Below are 22210 nucleotides of genomic sequence, written 5' to 3'. Positions count from 1 at the left end.
ATAAATATAACATTTTTCTTTCTCACCCTATTTTTATAAATTGCAAGCGCTATTAAGACATGATGACTTTGTGAGTCTTCGCCGACGCAAAGTCATTTTTATTGCCTTTTTTCGAATAGTATAAATGATCAATACCCAACGTTTTCTCAACGCGATACTGATCAATGTGACACATTTTTTAAAAAAATTTTCTAATCATGAAACGGGCATGAATTACGAAGTAATCGACTTTGTCAAAATTATTCTCACAAAAAGAGTATTATTACTGCGAGTTCCATACTATATACAATATAAAAATAAAAAATCGTATGAAAGTCTACAAAACAAATGAAATTAAAAACATTGCCCTTATTGGCAATGCGGGTTCAGGTAAGACCACCCTCGCTGAAGCTATGCTTTACGAGTGTGGTCTTATAAAACGACGTGGTACCATCGACGGGAAGAACACCGTGAGCGATTATTTTCCCGTGGAAAAAGAGTATGGTTATTCTGTTTTTTCCACCCTTTTTTCATACGAGTGGAAAGAAAAACTGATGAATTTTATCGACTGCCCCGGGTCGGATGATTTTGTGGGTGGCGTGGTCTCAGCGCTTAATGTCACCGACATGGCACTGATGCTCATTGATGCAGCTAACGGTGTGGGCGTGGGGACCATCAACCAGTTCCGTTACGTAGACGAAATGAAGAAACCGCTTGTACTATTGATAAACCGCATGGATCATGAGAAAGCAGATTATGAAAATACACTGGCTAACCTCAAGGAGCTCTATGGCAGCAAGGTGGTGCCGGTGCAATACCCCACAGGTAACGGAATTGCATTTGATGGTATAGTGGATGTACTGAAGCAGAAGTACTACCATTGGAAGCCGGGAAGCACGGCTCCCGATGTGCTTGAAATTCCCGAAAGTGAGCAGGAACGAGCCAGTGAATATTATCAAGCTCTCCTCGAAGCAGCAGCCGAGAACGACGAGGGACTGATGGAGAAATATTTCGATCAGGGCTCACTTACCGAAGAGGAGATGCGCGACGGTATTCACAAGGGAATGGTGAGTCACATGCTGTTTCCACTCTTCTGTGCCTCTGCAGAGAAGAATATGGCGGTGCACCGGCTCATGAACTTCCTGAGTATGGTGGCCCCTTCTCCTACCGATGTAACAGCACCGGTAAACAGTGAGGGTAAAGAAGTAAAAGCAGATGCTACGGCACCCACAAGCCTCTTCTTCTTCAAGACAACAGTAGAACCCCACATCGGGGAGGTTTCCTATTTCAAGGTGATGTCGGGAAAAGTGAAGGAAGGCGACGATCTTGCCAATATAAACCGCGGTTCCAAAGAACGCCTGGCACAGATATATACCGTGGCCGGACAAATCCGCAACAAGGCGGAAGAGTTGCAGGCAGGCAGCATTGGCGCAGCAGTGAAACTTAAAGATGTGCGTACCGGCAATACGCTCAATGCCAAAGGAGCCGAGCATCTGTTCAGTTTTATCAAATATCCTGAACCCCGCTATCGCAGAGCCATCAAAGCGGTAAACGAATCCAACTCCGAGAAGATGAGCGAAGCACTCACACGCATGAAGGAGGAAGATCCTACATGGATCGTGGAAGTATCGAAGGAGCTGAAGCAGACAATCGTCTCGGGACAGGGCGAGTTTCATCTGAGAACACTGAAGTGGCGCCTCGAGAACAACGACAAGATAGAGATAGAATTTCTGGAACCAAAAATTCCTTACCGTGAAACTATCACCAAGTCGGCACGCGCCGATTATCGCCACAAGAAGCAGTCTGGTGGTGCCGGTCAGTTCGGGGAGGTGCATCTCATTGTGGAACCATATACCGAGGGGATGGCTGTTCAGGAAATATACCGCTTCAACGGGCAGGAATTCAAGATCCAGAATCGCGACACGCAGGTAATAGACCTTGACTGGGGTGGCAAACTGGTGTTTGTCAACAGTATTGTGGGTGGTGCCATCGATGCCCGTTTTCTTCCGGCCATTCTGAAAGGGATCATGGGACGCATGGAACAGGGACCGCTCACCGGATCCTATGCCCGCGACGTGCGGGTAATTGTCTACGACGGCAAAATGCATCCGGTAGACTCCAATGAAATCTCCTTTATGCTTGCCGGGCGAAATGCATTCAGTACCGCCTTCAAAAATGCAGGGCCTAAAATCCTAGAGCCTGTTTACGACGTAACCGTATCTGTACCGGGAGATTATATGGGAGATGTAATGAGTGACCTGCAGGGACGCCGTGCCATTATCATGGGTATGGAGAGTGAAAAAGGGTTTGAGAAGCTGAAGGCGAAGGTACCTCTGAAGGAGATGGGCAACTACTCCACCTCACTGAGCTCCGTGACAGGAGGCAGGGCTTCTTTCACCATGAAGTTCTCCAATTATGAACTGGTGCCTTCCGATGTGCAGGATAAGTTACTGAAAGCTTACGAAGAACAGGAAAAGGAGGATTAATCATCATTCCCTCTTTTGAAATATCAAAAGGGGAATGGTCATACCACTGGTTCAGTATTTTATTAGCAGGAGCGACCGTCTGGCCGCTCCTGATTTTTATCACGCCTGGTACGCCAATGCGTAGACCATTGAATATAAACAACTTTATATCATGAAACAGAAAGCTAAAAACTCTTTTCCAGGTTTCTTTTCAATGCCTGCAGAAACTCCTGTGTGGTAAGCCAGGTATCACGTGAGGCATCATTACCATGTACCAGCAACGCAAGATCCTTTGTCATTTCGCCTCCTTCTACCGTTTTCACGCATATCTCTTCCAGTTTTTGACAGAAATTGATCAGTTCCGGGTTATGATCGAGCTTTCCCCGGTGTGCCAGTCCGCCCGTCCATGCAAAGATAGAGGCGATAGGGTTGGTGCTGGTCTCCCTTCCCTGTTCGTGCTGTCGAAAGTGGCGCGTGACGGTGCCGTGCGCCGCTTCGGCCTCTACTGTCTTGCCATCGGGTGTAACCAGGATGGAAGACATCATGCCCAGTGAACCGAAACCCTGGGCTACGGTGTCGGACTGCACATCTCCATCATAGTTCTTGCAGGCCCATACAAAGCCTCCGCTCCATTTCATGGCTGAGGCCACCATATCGTCTATCAGCCGGTGTTCGTAGGTGATACCGGCCTCCTGAAACAATTCCTTGAACTCATTTTCATATACATCCTGGAAGATATCCTTGAAACGTCCGTCGTATGCTTTGAGAATGGTGTTTTTTGTGGACATGTAGAGCGGATACTTCTTTGCCAGTGCCATCTGAAATGAGGAACGGGCAAAGCCATATATCGACTCGTCGGTATTGTACATCGCCATGGCCACGCCATCGCCCTGAAAGTTGAAAACGTCCCAGCTTCGTGTCTCGCCATCTTCACCGGTGAAGGTCATTGTGAGTTTACCCTTTCCTTTGATCACTGTGTCAGTCGCACGGTACTGATCTCCAAAAGCATGACGCCCGATGATGATGGGCTCGGTCCACCCCTGCACGTAGCGGGGGATATTGCTGCAGATGATAGGCTCCCGAAAGACGGTACCACCCACGATATTTCGGATGGTGCCATTGGGTGACTTCCACATCTTCTTCAGGCCAAACTCCTCTACACGTGCCTCGTCGGGCGTGATGGTGGCACATTTGATTCCCACATTGTATTTTTTGATTGCCTCTGCCGCATCAATGGTCACCAGGTCGTCGGTGGCATCCCTGTTTTGGATACTGAGATCGAAATATTTGACATCCAGGTCGAGGTACGGCAATATGAGCTGCTCTTTGATAAATGACCAGATAATTCTGGTCATTTCATCTCCATCGATCTCCACGACCGGATTTTGGACTTTTATCTTTTGCATATACTTTATCTCTCATTAATGGGAACAAAGGGTTGTTTTTCGCGGACGTTCTTGTATGCCGGACGGATAAGACGCTTGCTTGTGAAATTCAGTTCCTCGATGCGGTGTGCAGACCAGCCCACAATGCGGGCCATGGCAAACAGCGGTGTAAACACTTCACTGGGAAGCCCTATGGCCTCATACACGAAACCCGAATAAAAGTCCACGTTGATACAGGTTCTTGCTTTTGCTGTTTCCTTCTTGAAACCGAGAAACACTTCCACTGCACGTTGTTCAATCAACTCCATGAATTCAAATTCTTCGAGACGTCCCTTCTCTATAGCCAGTTCGCGCGCCATAGCCTTCAGCAGGTCAGCCCGGGGATCGCTGATGGTGTATACCGCATGCCCTATACCATAGATAAGACCCGTACGGTCGAATGCCTCTTTGCGGAGAATCTTTAACAGATAATTGTCGATCTGACTCACACTCTTCCAGTCGTTCACATTCTTTTTCATATCCTGGAGCATTCCCTGCACCTTGATGTTGGCACCACCATGGAGTGGTCCCTTGAGGGAACCTATTCCTGCAGCGATGGCCGAATAGGTATCTGTTTCCGTGGAGCTGGTAACCCGCACTGAGAAGGTGGAGTTATTTCCTCCGCCATGTTCGGCATGCAGGATCAACGCGAGATCGAGTATTTTAATATCCAATTCGGTATATTTATCGCGCCCCTTCATCATAAAGAGGAAGTTTTCCGCCACGGAGCGGTCTTCATAGGGATGACGGATATGCAGCGAACGCCCCATCTGATCGTGACGCAGCACCTGATATGCGTAGGCAATGATGGTGGGAAACTTTGCAATAAGGTTCACCGACTGGCGTACAAGGTTTTCCGGTGAGATATCATCCGGGTTTTCATCGTAGGCATACAGTTCCAGTACACTCCGGGCCAGGATATTCATGATATTCTTACCCTTTAGCGAAAGGATATTCATGGTTGCCGTATGATTCAGTGGCATGGTATGCGCAAGGAGTGATTTCACCGCGTCCAGTTCCTCCAGGGTGGGCAGTTTTCCGGAAAGAAGAAGATGGGTTGTCTCTTCAAAACCAAGTCTGTTTTCAGATTGAATACCTTTCACCAGCTCTTCCACGTCCATACCCCTGTAATAAAGTTTTCCGGGTATAGGCTTCAGGGTTCCATCCTCCTGTCTCTCATATCCTACCACGTCACCCACACGGGTGAGACCCGCGAGTACGCCCGAATGATCTTCATTTCGCAGGCCACGCTTTACACCCATTTTTGGAAAAAGCTCCTTGTCTATATTGCTCGTGAAAGCGATGGAATCCGATAAAATTTTCGTCAACTGTTCATTATCCATATTTTCTGTCTGTTTGTTTTGTTGTGATACTACAAATGTTTTGTGGAGCCGGTTTCAGGATGGCTTTTGTTTTAACATTCATTCAGTCTCTTTTGTTTACTTTTTCCTCTTTTTCTTACAAGTTTTCTATTACCTTTTGTGAAAATTGTGATGTAGTCAGTGGTTTACCTTGTTCCATGAAGCGTGCCAGGTCAGGTGTCGCGTAACCCGCTTCGAAAAGCTTTTCGAGCGACTCGGTGATAAGTTTTCCTGCATCGCGCCATCCCATATAATCCAGCATCATGACACCGGAAAGAAGCAGGGAGCAGGGATTGGCCTTTTCTTTCCCTACAATATCGGGAGCCGTACCATGGGTTGCTTCGAAGATAGCATGACCGGTACGGTAGTTGATATTGGCACCGGGAGCGATGCCTATTCCGCCCACCATGGCAGCCAACTGATCCGAAATATAGTCACCATTCAGGTTAAGAGTAGCTACGACAGAGTATTCTTCGGGTTTCAACAAGGTATTCTGCAGAAATGCATCTGCTATGACATCCTTGATAAAAACCCTGCCCGATGAGAGAGCCTGGTTGTAAGCTGCCACTGCCACATCAAGTCCTTTTTCGGCTTTTATACTGTTGAAGCGGTGCTCGGTGAAAGTCTGGTCCGGAAAATCACGTTCGGCAAGCGCATATCCCCATTTCTTGAAGCCACCCTCTGTAAACTTCATGATGTTACCCTTGTGTACCAACGTGACGGAAGGCAGCTTATTTTCCAGTGCGTAGAGAATGGCAGCACGTACCAGTCGCTCGGAACCCTCCAACGACACCGGCTTCACTCCGATGGAGGTGGTCTCCGGAAAACGGATATTTGCAACACCCATCTCCTCTTTCAGGAAGGTCAGTACCTTTTTCACTTCGGGAGTACCGGCAGCCCACTCTATGCCGGCGTAGATATCTTCGGTATTTTCACGAAAAATGGTGACATGCACTTTCTCGGGATGTAACAGGGGAGTGGCTACACCCCGGAACCAGCGTACCGGACGCAGGCATACATAGAGATCGAGTTCCTGGCGCAGCGCCACGTTCAAAGAACGGATACCCTCTCCCACAGGCGTAGTAAGCGGTCCTTTGATTCCAACGAAATTGTTGCGGAACATCTCCATTGTCTCTGCAGGCAGCCAGCTACCCACCTTGTTATAAGCCTTCTCTCCCGCCAGCACCTCTATCCAGGCGATCTTTCGTTTACCTCCGTATGTTTTTCCGACTGCTGCATCGATGATCTGCTGAACAAAGGGAGTGATCTCTTTGCCAATCCCGTCACCTTCAATAAAAGGAATCAGGGGATGATCAGGTACGAGGAGCCGGTCATCTTGTTTGGTTATTTGCATGAGCCATCAGTATGAAGGTTTTGTTTACTTTTTCATTGCATTCAGTGCACTACCCGCCCTGAACCATGCTATCTGCTGTTTATTGTAGGTGTGGGCTGCCTCAAAGGTATCCTTTGATCCATCGGGATGCAACAGTTCAATAGTGAGATTCTTTCCGGGAGCGAACCCGGCAAGACCCGTCACGCTGATCTTATCCTGCTCCTGCACCTTGTTGTAGTCGTCCTTGTTTACGAAGGTGAGGGCAAGCATGCCCTGTTTTTTGAGGTTGGTTTCATGAATACGGGCAAATGACTTTACCAGAATCACTTTTACATTCAGGTGGCGCGGTTCCATGGCGGCATGTTCGCGGCTCGATCCCTCGCCATAGTTCTCTTCGGCCACTACGACCGAACCAACTCCCAAAGCTTTAAACTTTCGTGCCAACGAAGGCACCGATTCATGTTCCATGGTGTCGGGATTGAGGACGGCATTGGTCTTTTCATTGAAAGCGTTTACCGCACCAATGAGCATATTGTCGGAGATGTTGTCGAGGTGTCCGCGAAAACGAAGCCAGGGACCCGCCATCGATATATGGTCGGTGGTACATTTTCCCTGCACCTTTATCAGCAGTGGCAAGTTACTAAAATCCTTCCCATCCCATGCGGGGAATGGTTCCAGTTTCTGCAGTCTGTTTGAATCCGGATCAATGGATACTGCCACCTGTCTGCCGTCAGCCGACGGTGCAAGGTAACCCGCATCTTTCACTTCATAGCCAAGAGGTGGCATCTCATAGCCGGTAGGTTCGGTAAGTTTCACCTGTTTCCCTTCAGCATTCTCCAGTGTGTCGGTTAGCGGGTTGAAACAGAGATCGCCTGCGATAGTCAGCGCAGCCACCAGCTCGGGCGATGTCACAAAGGCATGTGTGTTAGGATTGCCATCGTTGCGCTTGGCGAAATTGCGATTGAATGAGGTGACGATGGAGTTGGGGCGCTCCGTAGCCTCTTCACTTCGTTTCCATTGACCAATACAGGGGCCGCATGCATTGGCAATGATGGTGGCACCTGCCTCCTCAAACACCTGCAGGATGCCGTCGCGCTCTGCGGTATACCGTATTTGTTCCGAGCCGGGATTGATAAGGAACTGTGCCCTCACCGGAACATGCTTGTCACGCGCCTGCTTTACGATGGAGACGGCACGGGTAAGATCTTCATAGGAAGAGTTGGTACATGATCCAATGAGTCCCACCTCCATTTTGCGGGGGTAATTGTTTTTCTTCACCGCCTCGCCAAACTCGGAGATAGTATAGGCGGCATCAGGCGTGAACGGCCCGTTGATATGGGGTTCAAGCTCGGAGAGATTGATCTCTATCAATTGATCGTAATACTTTTCCGGGTTAGCCTCCACCTCGGGATCAGGCTGCAGGTATTCCATGATTGCGCGTGCCGCGTCTGCCACTTCTTTTCTGCCAGTCTGTTCCAGGTAGGCAGCAGACTTATGGTCGAAAGGAAAGATGGAGGTTGTTGCTCCCACCTCGGCTCCCATGTTGCAGATAGTTCCCTTGCCAGTTGCAGAAATCGAGGCAGCGCCCTCGCCGAAATATTCAATAACGGCATTGGTACCTCCTTTCACGGTAAGGATACCAGCCACCTTCAGTATCACATCCTTGGGAGCGCTCCAACCCGATAGTTTGCCAGTAAGCTTCACGCCAATCAGTTTAGGCATCTTCAACTCCCATGGCAGGCCCGCCATCACATCTACGGCATCGGCACCGCCCACACCAATGGCAATCATACCCAGCCCTCCCGCATTGGGCGTATGCGAATCGGTACCAATCATCATTCCTCCCGGAAAAGCGTAGTTCTCCAGCACTACCTGGTGGATGATACCTGCACCCGGCTTCCAGAAACCTATTCCGTACTTGTTGGACACATCGCGCAGGAATTCAAACACCTCCCGGTTAGTAATATTGGCTGTTTGAAGGTCTTCTTCCGCATTCCTGTAAGCCTGAATCAAGTGGTCGCAGTGCACGGTGGAAGGAACTGCTACGGTGTTGCGACCTGAATTCATCAATTGCAGCAGCGCCATCTGTGCGGTAGCGTCCTGCATGGCCACCCTGTCGGGAGCAAAATCCACATAATCATTTGCACGCTGATAGTCCTTTAGCGGGGTCCCCGGCGAGAGATGGGCAAAGAGAATCTTTTCAGTCAGCGTAAGGGGTCGTTGTAAAACTTTCTTAGCCGCTTTAATCTTTTCCGGCAGATGTGCGTACACATCATGGATCATATCAATATCGAATATCATACAATTCAGGTATATTAAATATATAATTGATGAATCTACAAAATGCTGCGATCCGCTTTTTAACAAATTTGTACGGAAAAATGTTCGTGTAAAACCGTAGCTGTTCACAATAAAAGCCTTAACTACCCTTTATGTAAATAAGATATTTACACATTTCCCTCCGGATTTATGACATTTTGATCTTATAAAACCTCAATTAGTGTACAACATTCAAGGCTGCTTTTAGTTCAATAAAATATTACCGAATCACAAAAATAATCCTTAACTTTGCAGTTCGAAAAAACAGAAGAGAATAGTCGGATTCAATTTACCACAGTTGCATGATTGAACACGAGGGAGTTATCGAAAAAATCAGCGGAAATCATATCATCGTCCGTATTTTACAGCAGTCGGCATGCAGTGCCTGCCATGCCAAAGGTGCCTGTACAGCTGCCGATATGAAAGAGAAGCTGGTAGACATTTCTGATAACAGCGGTCTCTACCGCGAACAGGAACGGGTGGTTGTGTCCGGCAGGAATTCTGTCGGCTATAAAGCGGTGCTGTGGGCCTTTGTTTTTCCCCTGATTCTGCTGATCGGGATGCTGGTGCTGAGCACCACGGTATGGCACTTCAACGAAACAGAAGCAGCCCTTGGCTCCATCCTGGTTCTGGTACCCTATTATTTCATTCTCTATCTGTTGCGTCATAAGATGGCGAACACTTTCAGATTCAGTATTAAAAAAACAAATTAATCATCGAATATGAGTGTACTACTAACTGCCGTTGCTACACTGGGCGCCATTGGCGCCGGAAGCGCGGCCATCCTATACATGGTGGGACAAAAGTTCAAGGTGGAAGAGGATCCTCGCATACAAGAGGTTCAGGACTCTTTACCGGCTGCCAACTGTGGGGGATGTGGTTTTCCGGGATGCGCCTCATTCGCTTCGGCATGTGTGAAGGCTGAGTCGATGGAAGATCTCTTTTGCCCCGTTGGAGGACAGGATACGATGGACAAAGTGGCTGCCCTCCTTGGCAGGAAGGCGCCCGTGGCAGCGAAAAAGATAGCGGTCGTCCGCTGTAATGGTACGTGCGACTCTCGTCCACGTCTTAACCTCTATGATGGTGCTTCAAACTGCACCATCGCCTCGGCCCTGTATGGTGGTGACACAGGCTGTTCTTTCGGCTGCCTGGGGCTGGGTGATTGCGTGGATTCCTGTACCTTCGATGCGATCCACATCAATCCCGTGACCCTGCTTCCGGAAGTAGTGGAAGATAAATGTACCGCCTGCGGTGCCTGTGTGAAGGCATGTCCCAAGGATATCATCGAGCTCCGTAAACAGGGACCCAAATCACGCCGCATCTACGTGAGTTGTGTCAATAAGGACAAGGGCGGTGTTGCCAAAAAGGCTTGTGACGTGGCTTGTATCGGATGCAGCAAATGTCAGCAGGCATGTCCCTTTGAGGCCATCACCATCGAAAACAACCTTGCATTTATCATCGACGACAAATGTCGCCTGTGCCGCAAATGCGTCCCGGTATGTCCTACCAAATCTATCCTGGAGCTGAACTTCCCACCCCGCAAGGAAACCCCACCGACACCCAAAGAGGAAGAGGCTACCGTAATCGTGTAAGAAAACAGAATTATATGTTAAAAACATTCCGTATCGGCGGTATTCACCCTAAAGAAAAGAAAATATCGGCCGGAAAGGCAATACAACCCATTGTCATTCCCGACCAGGTGATCATCCCGCTGTCGCAGCACATTGGTGCTCCCTGTCAGCCTGTTGTCAAGAAAGGTGACAATGTGAAGGTTGGCACCCTCATAGGCAAATCAGTAGGGTTTGTTTCGGCAAACATCCATTCACCGGTCTCAGGCACCGTACTGAAAATCGATAAATCACTCGACGCCAGCGGATATAAGCGAGACTCCGTTTTTATCAAGGTGGAAGGAGACGAGTGGGAGGCATCGGTCGACCGTTCACCAGACTTAAAAAGGGCCTGTGACCTCGCCCCCGGGGAGATTCTCAACAAGATCGCTACGGCAGGCATCGTGGGTATGGGTGGTGCTACCTTTCCATCTCACGTAAAGCTCACGCCTCCTCCCGGCACAAAGGCTGAGATACTCATTATCAATGGGGTGGAATGTGAACCATGGCTTACCTCCGATCATCAGCTGATGATGGAGAAGAGCGATGAAATATTGGTCGGCACTACCATAGTAATGAAGGCGTTAAATGTTCAAAAAGCAGTCATCGGTATAGAAAACAACAAACAGGACGCCATCAGGCTTTTCACACAAAAGGTGAAAGAATATGACGGGATCACCGTGCAACCACTGAAAGTACAATATCCTCAGGGAGGCGAGAAACAACTAATCGATGCCCTTACCGGCCGTCAGATACCCAGCGGCGCCCTCCCCATCTCGGTGGGTGCTGTCGTCCAAAACGTGGGCACCATATTTGCGATCTATGAAGCTGTACAAAAGAACAAGCCACTGATAGAAAGAGTGGTCACGGTCACCGGGAAAGAGGTAAAACAACCCTGCAACATCCTGTCGCGGGTGGGAATACCGCTGAACAAACTCATTGATGTAGCAGGCGGACTGCCAGAAACGACTGGCAAGGTAGTCAGCGGCGGCCCCATGATGGGAAAAGCGCTTGCAAGTATCGATATACCCGTGTCGAAAGGAACATCGGGAATCCTGATCATACCCACCCTTGAAGCCAAGCGTAAGACCATGAAGGACTGTATTCGCTGCGCCAGGTGCATAAGCGTTTGCCCCATGGGACTGAACCCTACACTGCTGATGAACCTTACCGAGTATGAAGTATGGGACAGAGCCGAAAAAGAACATATCATCGACTGTATCGAATGCGGCTCCTGTAGTTATACCTGTCCGGCCGACCGGCCGCTGCTCGATTACATCCGCCTGGGAAAAGGTAAGGTAAACGGGATCATCAGGGCAAGAAAAAATTAACGCAAGAAGCATTTCAAGATATGGAACAAAAACTGATTGTCTCCCCCTCACCGCATGTGCACAGTGGGGACACCATTGAAAAAAACATGTACAATGTGCTCATAGCACTCATTCCGGCTTTTCTGGTGTCATTGTATGTTTTCCGGCTCGATGCGCTGATTATCACGGCCTGCGCGGTATTATTCTGCGTAGGATTTGAGTATCTGATCGTCAGATACATCTTGAAGAAAACGCCCACAGTGACCGACGGTTCTGCCATTATCACCGGAGTACTGCTGGCATTCAACGTGCCTTCCGATCTACCATTGTGGATACTGGCACTAGGTAGTCTGTTTGCCATTGGCGTGGTAAAACTCTCTTTTGGCGGACTGGGAAATAACATATTTAATCCGGCCATCGCAGGCCGTATTTTTATGCTGATTTCTTTTCCCGCCCAGATGACCACATGGCCTGTAATTGCCGATGCGGCCGGGACAACCGATGCCGTCAGTTCGGCCACCGTACTGGGGAATCTGAAGCTTGCCCCGGAATCACTGCCCTCACTTCAGGCTATGTTCCTGGGAACGGAAGCAGGATCACTGGGCGAGATGAGTGCATTGGCACTGCTCCTGGGGTTGCTTTACCTGCTTTGGAAAAAGACCATTACCTGGCATATACCGATTTCTATCATGGCTACAGTAGCCCTATTTACCGGGATTCTCTATATCTTCGATCCTATAACGCTCTACCACCCGCTTATTCATCTTTTTTCGGGAGGGTTGATGCTGGGGGCTATTTTCATGGCGACCGACTACGTGACGTCACCCATGACCAGGAAAGGAATGCTGATATATGGTGTCGGGATAGGCTTTGTCACCGTGGCCATCCGCCTCTGGGGCGCTTATCCCGAAGGGGTTTCATTTGCCATTCTGCTGATGAATGCCCTCACGCCGCTCATCAATAATTACACATCACCAAAACGATTCGGGGAGGTAGTAAAACATGGCTAAATTACAATCGACTTTAAAAAATATGTTCCTGTCGCTCTCGATCATCTGCCTCACGGTAGCCGTGTTGCTGGCACAAGTGAACAAGATGACCGCAAAGCCCATTGCCGATGCCAAGGCAATGAAGCTGCAGAATGCGATCAGTGAGGTAGTACCTGCATTTGACAACGATCCGGTGGCCGAGGCCTACAGGATGCCTGTAGGAACGGGTGATTCACTGCTTGTATACCCGGCAAAGAAGGGTGACAAAGTGGTGGGATATGCAGTGAATAGCTCTTCCAACAACGGATTTAGCGGAGAAATACAGATCATGATAGGCTTTGATATGGAAGACCGTCTCATCAATTACGCTGTTCTGCAGCATGCCGAAACTCCGGGATTGGGTTCCAAAATGACGGATTGGTTCAAAAACAAAGAGAAGCCTTCACAGTCGGTCATTGGTAGAGACCTCTCACAAGGAGCGCTGGCCGTTTCGAAAGATGGTGGCGAGGTGGATGCCATCACTGCATCGACCATTACCTCACGCGCGTTTCTGGAAGCTGTGAACAGAGCTTATCAGGCTTATTCGGAAAGCAGGGAGAATGCCTACTCGGGTGCATCACCCAAAAATGCAGCCGGAAAATCAAACGACGAAGCAGGGGAAATAAAAAAGGAGGATAACAGTCATGAATAACAACCTGAAAGTACTTATCAACGGCATCATCAAAGAGAATCCCACCTTTGTGCTGCTACTGGGAATGTGTCCCACGCTGGCTACCACCAGTTCGGCCATCAACGGCATGAGCATGGGACTGGCCACGATGTTTGTCCTGATCTGCTCCAACATGGTGATATCCATGCTAAAGAACGTGATTCCCGACATGGTACGTATTCCTGCCTACATTGTAGTCATCGCTACCTTTGTAACCATTATCGAGATGGTGATGAATGCCTATGTGCCTGCATTGGCCGACAGCCTCGGCATCTTTATCCCGCTGATCGTAGTGAACTGTATCGTGCTGGGCCGCGCGGAAGCCTTTGCCTCAAAAAACGGAGTGTTTGCCTCCATATTTGACGGTGCCGGCATGGGGCTTGGATTCACCCTCTCCCTCACGGTACTGGGTGCCGTACGCGAATTGATGGGTACGGGAAAAATATTCTCCACAAACATTTACCCCGAGCGGTATGGATCCTTGCTGTTCGTACTTGCACCGGGAGCATTCATCGTTCTCGGATACCTCATTGCAATCTTTAATAAGCTTCAACACAAATGACCATGGAACTTATCGGAATTATCATCGTCGCCATATTTGTCAACAACGTCGTTTTCTCCCAGTTTCTGGGAATCTGCCCATTCCTGGGTGTATCCAAAAAAGTGGACACAGCGATAGGTATGGGATTGGCAGTGACTTTTGTATTAACTATCGCCACTCTCGTCACTTTTCTGCTACAAAAAGGTGTTCTGGAACCGTATGGACTGGAATATCTGCAGACCATCACTTTCATCCTTGTCATTGCAGCTCTGGTGCAAATGGTGGAGATCGTACTCAAAAAGATATCGCCTGCACTTTACCAGGCGCTGGGTGTCTTCCTGCCGCTCATCACCACCAACTGCGTAATCCTGGGTGTAGCCATTCTGGTAATACAAAAAGATTACAACCTGCTCGAATCGGTTATCTACGCCATTGCCACTGCGCTTGGCTATGCCATGGCGCTGATTATTTTCTCCAGCATACGCGAGCAAATGGCACTCACAAAAATCCCTAAAGTTATGGAAGGGATACCCATCGCACTGATTACTGCCGGCATCATCGCCATGGCTTTCATGGGTTTCTCCGGGATCGATCAGGTATTTAAATAAAGCGGTAAGTGATCAGCTTTCAGCTTTGATAGTAGAAGATTATCAGGGAAAGCGGCTTGGGAAGAAGCGATCGGCGGCCGGCGGTTGTCTGGATGGTTGAGAAATATCAGACATATGTGTTAAACCATTTTGTAGAGAGAGGGTCTTAATGATAAAACAAGAAGTTTCACCCTTTAACAACGGACGCATATGAAAGCTTACAGACATCCATTCATTCTCACAATAGTTGCTTTAATATTTACGTCTTGCTTTTCCTCACAGGGAAGTCTGTATTCTCAGGGATACGACGATTACGGCGATTATGACAATGAATATTACAACGGTAATTACGATGATAATTATTATGGAAATAACGGAGGCGTCTCCTTCAATGTTTTCTATAATGAACTGAGACCTCACGGCAGGTGGATCAATAACGGCCGATATGGCAGGGTATGGATTCCGAATGCTGGAAGAAACTTTCATCCGTACGCAACCAACGGATATTGGGTGATGACAGATTACGGCAACACCTGGGTATCTGATTATTCGTGGGGCTGGGCCCCCTTCCATTATGGCAGGTGGTATTATGACGATTACTATGGATGGGCATGGATCCCCGGTTATGAATGGGCACCTGCCTGGGTAAGCTGGAGAAGCGGCGGCGGATACTACGGATGGGCGCCTATGGGTCCCGGACTCCATATCAATATCAACATTGACATTCCCGGACTTTACTGGACGTTTCTGCCTAACAGGTATATGTACCACCGTAATATGCACCGATATTACAACCGTTATAGCCCGGCCATATACAACCGGACTACGATCATCAACAATACATACGTATACAACGACAACCGTTATTACAGCGGACCGAGTGCCAGGGACTACGAACGTACCACCGGCAGAACAGCCACTATTCACAAGCTTGAGAGCACGAATAACCGCTCCGGAAGATCGACCAGAGTCAGCAACAGCACAGTAAGTGTCTATCGTCCTGACGTATCAAGGGACGGAGGTACGAATGTGAGATCTGCTGATAACAGGTCGACCGCCGGCCGGAGTGCGAATACGGACAGGAGCAATACCAACGTAAGGAATGCCGGAGACAGAAACATATTGAACAGCAACACCAGAAGCAACACAGAGCGCTCCGCCACAGTGAAGACATCAACAAGAGACCGGAGTATTCAGAATGAACGAAGCGCAGCTACGACGGATCGCTCGAGCAATAGTCGTAACGGAAGTGTGGACCGGAATGCTTCCTCAACACGCTCCGGCAGTAACAGAAATGCGACGGTAAGTCCACAACGTAGCGCTCCTAATGACAGAAGTGCCACAGTACGATCGGGAAGCAGCCCCACAAGTAGTAACAGAAGTGCGACGGTAAGTCCGCAACGTAGTACTTCAAGCAACAGGAGTGCAACGGTAAGACCAGAAAGTGGTTCAAGAGGCAGCAGCAGAAGTGCATCGGTAAGTCCGCAACGCAGTACCTCAAGTAACAGAAGTACGACAGTAAGGTCAGAAAGCAGTTCAGGAAGTAGTAGAAGCGCGGTATCCAGCAACAGAAGCAATGAAAGTGCCCGATCTGAAAGATCTTCTTCCCGCAGATAATTTATTGATTAAGTGTGTATCAAATAAGACCGCTCAAATGGGCGGTCTTATTTTGTTTTAATCGATCCAACGTTTGGTCAGATCTGCATAAACATCTATCCGTCTGTCTCTGAAAAAAGGCCACCAACGACGCACATTTTCAGTCCGTGCACGGTCTATTTCCACAATTTTCACCACTTCAGTGTCGTCAGATGCCCGGTATAAAAATTCTCCCTGCGGTCCACAGACGAAGCTATTTCCCCAGAACTGAATACCATTTGTCTGACCTGAAGGATCGGGTTCGTAACCTGTACGATTTACAGAAATAACCGGTATTCCGTTTGCCACAGCATGTGCCCTTTGGATGGTAATCCATGCATCCTGCTGGCGCATTTTTTCCTCTTCACTGTCGGTCGATTCCCAACCGATGGCAGTAGGGTAAATCAGCACTTCGGCACCGGCCAGCGCCATGAGGCGTGCTGCCTCGGGATACCATTGATCCCAGCATACCAGTACCCCCAGTTTTCCCACTGAGGTTTCAACCGGATAAATTCCCGGATCTCCCGGCGTAAAGTAAAATTTCTCGTAATAGGCAGGGTCATCCGGAATATGCATTTTACGGTACGTGCCTGCAATAGTTCCATCCTTTTCAATGACTACAGCCGTATTATGGTAAATACCGGGGGCACGCTTTTCGAAGAGAGAGAGTACAATCACCACATTTTCCTCCTTTGCCAGACTACCAAATGAATTGGTGGAAGGGCCGGGAATGGATTCGGCCTGGTCAAATACAGCTACGTCTTCCGTCTGACAAAAATAGAGACCATTGTGTAGTTCCTGCAGGACAATTAGTTCTGCACCACCGGCGGCCAACTGTCTGATCTTTTGTTGCAAACGCTTTATATTTTCTTCCCTGTCGAATGAATTGGCTTGCTGAATAATTCCTATCTTCATCGTATCATGGTTTAATAATTCTCTTTTTTAAACATCAAAACGATGTCCTTTGTTTTAAATCACTACCAAAGCTGATTACTACTTTCCAAACCGCTGTCCTTGATATCTTCCACTACCAAAGCTGATTACTGGCCGTTATTCAGATGATTCCATCCGGGAACTGCATCGTCACACAGTGCAACGATCCGTGTTGTCTGACAAGTACCCGGCAGTCGACTCCCACGATCTCCCTGTCTGGAAACACTTCCTGTAGCTGTTTTGTTGCGATTTCATCTTTCGGGGTTCCGTAGTATGGAAGTAGCACGGCCTTGTTGATGATCAAAAAGTTGGCATAGGTGGCAGGAAGACGTTGTCCCTCTTCAAATACCGCATCGGCCATCGGCAGTGGAACCAGTTTGTACGGTTTGCCGTTATATGCAACAAACGACTTCAGCTCGGCTTCCATGGCTTTCAGTTCGCCGAAATGTTCATCGTTCTCATCGTCACATTTCACGTAAGCAATTGTTTCCTCATCACAGAAGCGGGCAAGTGTATCAACATGACTGTCGGTATCATCTCCCGCCAGATAACCATGGTGAAGCCAGAGAATACGCTCTGCACCGAATGTTTTTTTTAAGTAGTCATCGATCTGTTCCTGTGTCAGGGGCTGGTTGCGGTTGGGTGCCAGCAGACACGCGGTAGTGAGTATGGTGCCCTTACCGTCTGATTCGATGGAACCTCCCTCCAGGATGAAATCCAGTCTGTTTTGATAATCTGTCTCCGGTTTAAAGGTTCCCTTATCAAATAATTTTCCGGTGATAAGGTTATCGAGATTGGCTGCAAACTTCAATCCCCAGCCGTTGAATCCAAAATCGATCAGGGTGGGTCTGCCATCAATAAAAACAGAGATGGCACCATGATCACGTGACCAGCTGTCGTTACTTTCCGCCTCCACACAGATCAGGTTTTTTTGCTCCTCATCGCAGAAATATTGTCTCACGTTGAGCGAAGGAGGAACTATCACCAGCAGTTTTTCACGCTTTAGTATTTCCTTCGAAAAGGCTACGTAACACGTTATTACCTCCTCCAGCATATTACACCAGTCGGTACCCGCATGCGGCCACGTAACAAGCACTCCACTCTGGGGGTACCACTCTGCCGGAAATACAATGCCACACATATGGCTATCCTTCCATATTACCTCTGACAATTCCACGGTTCGAAGAGCGGACAAAATCAAGGATTAGCAGGCGGTCTTCCGAGGGAGGTAGCTCCTGTTCAATGCGTTCCATTGCCTGGGATATATTAAATCCCGAGAGGTAAAGATACCTGTAAATCTCCTGTATAGCGTTGATCCGCTCGCTAGAAAATCCACGGCGGCGCAGTCCCACAATATTCAATCCCACGTAGGTAATCGGCTCACGACCTACCATCACATAAGGAGGAATATCCTTCGATATTTTGGATCCTCCCTGAATCATCACATGAGGGCCAATTTTAGAGAACTGGTGCGCCAGGGTGCCACCGCTGATAATTGCATAATCATCAATCTCTATTTCACCGGCAAGCTGGGTGGCATTTCCCAATATCACATGGTCATGCAACACGCAATCATGTGCCACATGGCTGTATGCCATAATCAGGCAGTTGTTGCCCACGCTGGTAAAGCCTTTTGATGCTGTACCGCGGTTTACGGTAGCACATTCACGAATGGATGTATTGTCGCCAATAATGGCTGTTGTCTCCTCTCCCTGAAACTTAAGGTCCTGCGGGATACCGGCTATGGTAGCATGCGGGAAGATGGTACAATTTTTCCCGATACGTGCCCCATCGAGTACCGTCGCGTGCATCATGATCCTCGACCCGTCACCAATTTCGGTGTTCCTGTCAACATATGCAAAAGGTTCCACAATCACATTTTCTCCCAACTTGGCTTCAGGATGTACAAAAGCCATGGTTGATACACTATTCATATTCTTTGTATCAGTTATATTATTTATTTTTGATAATCTGGGCCGTGAAGTCTGCTTCAGAGATCACCCTGTCACCAATGAATGCCAGTCCCCGCATGGTGGCAATGCCTCTGCGCATTGTGCTGGTAAGCTCCACCCTGAAAATAAGCGTGTCGCCCGGGACCACTTTATGGCGAAACTTCACGTTGTCGATTTTCAGGAAATAAGTAGAATATCGCTCCGGCTCATCGAGCCCTGCCAGGACAAGCAAGCCGCCGGTCTGTGCCATGGCCTCCACCTGTAAAACGCCCGGCATCACCGGCTCCTGCGGAAAGTGACCCATGAAATAGGGTTCATTGGTAGTAATATTTTTCACCCCTACAATATAGGTGTCAGTCATCTGAATGATCTTGTCCACCATAAGGAAAGGGTATCGGTGTGGCAGCAGTTCGCGGATACGGTTGTTATCCATCACCGGATCGGCAAGCACATCATATATGGGTGGTTGTACTTCGTTGAGTTTTATATCCCTGCGAATAAGGCGTGCCAGTTGGTTATTTATTTTATGTCCGGGGCGTGTAGCGATAAGCCGCCCTTTGATCGGTTTTCCGATAAGTGCCATATCCCCGATGATGTCAAGCAGCTTGTGACGCGCCGGTTCATTGGGAAATTCCAGTTTACGGTGATTCAGATATCCCAGTTCATCGGCATTGTGACGGGGTATGTTCAATTCGTCTGCAATTTCGTCCAGCTCAGGCTGTGATAATTTTCTTTCGTATATTACGATGGCATTATCAAGATTTCCTCCCTTAATAAGTCCCGCCTTTCGTAGTTGTTGTATCTCACGTACAAAAACAAAAGTACGTGCCGGCGCAATATCCGTTTCAAATTCAGCCACTGAATCCAGTGAAGCAGACTGATTTGGGATATATTTGGAATCGAACTCAATGAAGGAGTTGATACCAAAAGAATCGTCCGGGAGAAGTGTCAGCTTTGAGCCGGTTTCCGGATCCGCCACTTCCATTTTACTACGGACAATATAATAATCCTTGTCCTTTTCCTGTTCCCTTATTCCTGCTTTACGGATCTCTTTTACATATTCAATGGCACTTCCGTCGAGTATGGGAAATTCAGAAGAATTTACTTCTATCAGGCAATTGTCTATACCCAAAGCATATAATGCCGACAGCCCGTGCTCAATGGTACTTACCGTCACGTTATCCTTTCCGACAACAGTGCCTCGTTGTGTATTCACAACATTCTCAGCCAACGCCTCAATTACCGGTTGGCCTTCCAGGTCGGTTCTTATTATTTTGTATCCGTGATCAACCGGAGCAGGTTTGAAGGTAACCACGATATGGAAACCGGTATGGAGTCCGATTCCGCTTAATGTGAAGCTATTTTGTAAAGTTCTCTGTTTCACTATTTGTTGAATTTAATAATCAGATAATCGATACCGGGTTGTCTAAACCATGTCACGTTCCGGCTCATTGACGCCGAAAACGTATGATTCATTTCACAGTTCATCAACTTTTGTGCAAAGATACAATCAAAAGCAGAAAATGGAGCCATTTTTTAGAAATGTTTCTGGTTTGGCACAGGCATGGGATAAATTACTCGCGCGGCAAAAGATCTTTTTTCAGTTCGGCAATCTCTTTCTCCAGTGTATTGAGTTGCCGGTACATATCGGGCAGTTTAGGGATAATGACACTCGACTTAAAAAAGTTTTTTACCGGAAAGGCCGGAGACCCCATGATCTCGGACCCTCTCTTGGTATTGCTGATGATACCAGACTGAGCGCCTATCTGACTATTTTCTCCTATGGTAATATGGCCACCAATACCTACCTGCCCGCCCAACACACAACTGTTGCCAATCTTTGTGGAACCGGCAATGCCTGCCTGGGCAGCCATGACCGTGTTTTCCCCGATCTCGCAGTTGTGCGCAATTTGTATAAGGTTATCGAGTTTCACACCTCTTCTGATAATTGTGGAACCCATTACTGCCCGGTCGATAGTAGTGTTGGCACCTATCTCCACGTCATCTTCAATGATTACATTGCCTATTTGGGGAATCTTGTGGTAACGCTCCTCTTCCTTGCTGAATCCGAATCCGTCTGCTCCGATAACAGCACCCGCATGGATGATACAATTATCACCGATCACACAATCGGAATAGATCTTTACCCCGGGATAAATCGTACAGTTTTTACCGATATGCACATCTTCACCCACATATACCTGCGGATAAATCTTACTGTCATTTCCAATATGTGATCCGGCACCCACATATGCAAAAGCGCCCACATATACATTCTCACCCATCAATGCTTCCGGTGAAATAAAACTCATTGTTTCAATACCGCGTCTGCGGGAATGCTTACTACCGGCCATCTCCATGAGTGATGCCAGTGCTGCATATGCATTTGGTACCCGGATCAATGTTGCCTTTATAGGCTGCCCCGGCTCAAAATCATCATTTACAAGGACTATATCCGCCCTGGTCTGATATATGTATGCAGTATATTTAGGGTTACCGAGAAACGTGATAGTACCAGGTTTTCCATCTTCAATCTTTGAAAAATTGGAAACAGTCACGTCCGGGTCACCAACCAGTTCTCCCTTAAGGAAATCGGCTATTTGTTTTGCGGAAAATTTCATCAGTTTATAGTTCAGTGGAACAGTTATTCTCTCTAATAATTTCACAAATTAACGAATAATATTTCAGTGAAAGAAGAAAAGTCCGATAATTCCATGCTCTCCTGTTCTGCAACCCGTGCAATCAGATTGAAAATCAAGGCCGTAGCAAGGCTGACTTTCATCGGATAAAAACACTGTGTCGCAGTATATAAAAAAAGACAGTTATCAAGTAAACTATGATAACTGTCCCGCTTACATCGTGTCGGGATGAGAAGATTCGAACTTCCGACCCCACGCCCCCCAGACGCGTACTCTAAACCGGACTGAGCTACATCCCGAAAATGTGAGCGCAAAATTACCCTAATTTTTTCTTTCTTCCAAATTTATTGCGGAAACTTTTTCTTACGCATCATAACATACACATTCATCAGGTGAAGAGGGGAATTGTCTGCTCAATCCTGTCTCT

Annotated in this window: 18 protein-coding genes and 1 tRNA gene; 9 read left to right on the top strand and 10 right to left on the bottom strand. The window is 48.0% G+C overall.

All coding sequences use genetic code 11. The features are described from left to right. Positions 1-308 precede the first annotated feature (308 nt). On the top strand, positions 309-2465 hold the full coding sequence (locus AC1HCU_RS01595; protein WP_480368236.1) for an elongation factor G: 2157 nt from the start codon (positions 309-311) through the stop codon (positions 2463-2465). A gap of 164 nt (positions 2466-2629) precedes the next feature. Here the strand turns inward: AC1HCU_RS01595 and AC1HCU_RS01590 are convergent, their stop codons facing one another. The 4 genes from AC1HCU_RS01590 to AC1HCU_RS01575 all read right to left on the bottom strand — a co-directional run bounded on the left by AC1HCU_RS01590 (position 2630) and on the right by AC1HCU_RS01575 (position 8863). Then, positions 2630-3850, bottom strand: coding sequence for an NADP-dependent isocitrate dehydrogenase (locus tag AC1HCU_RS01590; protein WP_480368232.1), 1221 nt, complete (start codon positions 3848-3850; stop codon positions 2630-2632). A 5-nt stretch (positions 3851-3855) separates the two neighbouring features. Next, on the bottom strand, positions 3856-5211 hold the full coding sequence (locus AC1HCU_RS01585) for a citrate synthase (RefSeq protein ID WP_480368230.1): 1356 nt from the start codon (positions 5209-5211) through the stop codon (positions 3856-3858). A gap of 115 nt (positions 5212-5326) precedes the next feature. Continuing rightward, positions 5327-6583, bottom strand: coding sequence for an NADP-dependent isocitrate dehydrogenase (icd, locus tag AC1HCU_RS01580; RefSeq protein ID WP_480368228.1), 1257 nt, complete (start codon positions 6581-6583; stop codon positions 5327-5329). A 24-nt stretch (positions 6584-6607) separates the two neighbouring features. Continuing rightward, positions 6608-8863, bottom strand: a complete 2256-nt coding sequence (locus AC1HCU_RS01575) for an aconitate hydratase (protein WP_480368225.1) — start codon at positions 8861-8863, stop codon at positions 6608-6610. Positions 8864-9183: 320 nt separating this feature from the next. On the opposite strand from AC1HCU_RS01575, the gene AC1HCU_RS01570 reads away from it, so the two are divergent. From AC1HCU_RS01570 to AC1HCU_RS01535, 8 genes are all read left to right on the top strand, one after another. After that, positions 9184-9594 carry a SoxR reducing system RseC family protein gene (locus AC1HCU_RS01570; protein WP_480368223.1) on the top strand — a complete coding sequence of 137 codons (411 nt, stop codon included), beginning with the start codon at positions 9184-9186 and terminating at the stop codon, positions 9592-9594. Between the two features lie 9 nt (positions 9595-9603). Beyond that, positions 9604-10473: a Fe-S cluster domain-containing protein gene (locus AC1HCU_RS01565; protein WP_480368220.1), complete on the top strand. Its 870-nt coding sequence runs from the start codon at positions 9604-9606 to the stop codon at positions 10471-10473. Positions 10474-10487: 14 nt separating this feature from the next. Next, a complete protein-coding gene (gene rsxC / locus AC1HCU_RS01560) occupies positions 10488-11819 on the top strand; it encodes an electron transport complex subunit RsxC (RefSeq protein ID WP_480370997.1) in 1332 nt (443 codons plus the stop codon). A gap of 20 nt (positions 11820-11839) precedes the next feature. Then, complete coding sequence (locus AC1HCU_RS01555; protein WP_480368217.1) at positions 11840-12808, top strand: RnfABCDGE type electron transport complex subunit D; 969 nt, start codon at positions 11840-11842, stop codon at positions 12806-12808. After that, positions 12801-13478, top strand: coding sequence for an RnfABCDGE type electron transport complex subunit G (locus tag AC1HCU_RS01550; protein WP_480368214.1), 678 nt, complete (start codon positions 12801-12803; stop codon positions 13476-13478). The genes AC1HCU_RS01555 and AC1HCU_RS01550 overlap by 8 nt, the downstream gene beginning before the upstream one ends. Then, entirely contained in the window at positions 13471-14058 is a 588-nt protein-coding gene (locus AC1HCU_RS01545; RefSeq protein WP_480368211.1) for an RnfABCDGE type electron transport complex subunit E, read from the top strand. The genes AC1HCU_RS01550 and AC1HCU_RS01545 overlap by 8 nt, the downstream gene beginning before the upstream one ends. Positions 14059-14060: 2 nt before the next feature. Then, a complete protein-coding gene (gene rsxA / locus AC1HCU_RS01540) occupies positions 14061-14645 on the top strand; it encodes an electron transport complex subunit RsxA (protein ID WP_480368208.1) in 585 nt (194 codons plus the stop codon). A 189-nt stretch (positions 14646-14834) separates the two neighbouring features. Further along, a complete protein-coding gene (locus AC1HCU_RS01535) occupies positions 14835-16241 on the top strand; it encodes a DUF6600 domain-containing protein (protein WP_480368207.1) in 1407 nt (468 codons plus the stop codon). 57 nt (positions 16242-16298) lie between these two features. Here AC1HCU_RS01535 and AC1HCU_RS01530 read toward each other — a convergent pair whose 3' ends face one another. From AC1HCU_RS01530 to AC1HCU_RS01505, 6 genes are all read right to left on the bottom strand, one after another. Continuing rightward, entirely contained in the window at positions 16299-17174 is an 876-nt protein-coding gene (locus AC1HCU_RS01530) for a carbon-nitrogen hydrolase (protein ID WP_480368204.1), read from the bottom strand. 139 nt (positions 17175-17313) lie between these two features. Then, positions 17314-18333 (bottom strand): agmatine deiminase family protein, encoded by a 1020-nt coding sequence (locus tag AC1HCU_RS01525; protein WP_480368201.1) that lies wholly within the window; start codon positions 18331-18333, stop codon positions 17314-17316. Positions 18334-18337: 4 nt separating this feature from the next. Further along, a complete protein-coding gene (gene lpxA, locus AC1HCU_RS01520) occupies positions 18338-19126 on the bottom strand; it encodes an acyl-ACP--UDP-N-acetylglucosamine O-acyltransferase (RefSeq protein WP_480368198.1) in 789 nt (262 codons plus the stop codon). A gap of 19 nt (positions 19127-19145) precedes the next feature. Further along, positions 19146-20531 (bottom strand): bifunctional UDP-3-O-[3-hydroxymyristoyl] N-acetylglucosamine deacetylase/3-hydroxyacyl-ACP dehydratase, encoded by a 1386-nt coding sequence (locus AC1HCU_RS01515; RefSeq protein WP_480370994.1) that lies wholly within the window; start codon positions 20529-20531, stop codon positions 19146-19148. A gap of 187 nt (positions 20532-20718) precedes the next feature. Next, positions 20719-21765 carry a UDP-3-O-(3-hydroxymyristoyl)glucosamine N-acyltransferase gene (gene lpxD, locus AC1HCU_RS01510; RefSeq protein ID WP_480368195.1) on the bottom strand — a complete coding sequence of 349 codons (1047 nt, stop codon included), beginning with the start codon at positions 21763-21765 and terminating at the stop codon, positions 20719-20721. Positions 21766-22006: 241 nt separating this feature from the next. Further along, positions 22007-22082: transfer RNA gene (locus AC1HCU_RS01505), tRNA-Pro, on the bottom strand. Positions 22083-22210 lie beyond the last annotated feature (128 nt).

Source organism: Proteiniphilum sp. LBM24028, from assembly GCF_056629195.1.
This window is presented reverse-complemented; position numbering and strand designations above follow the sequence as displayed.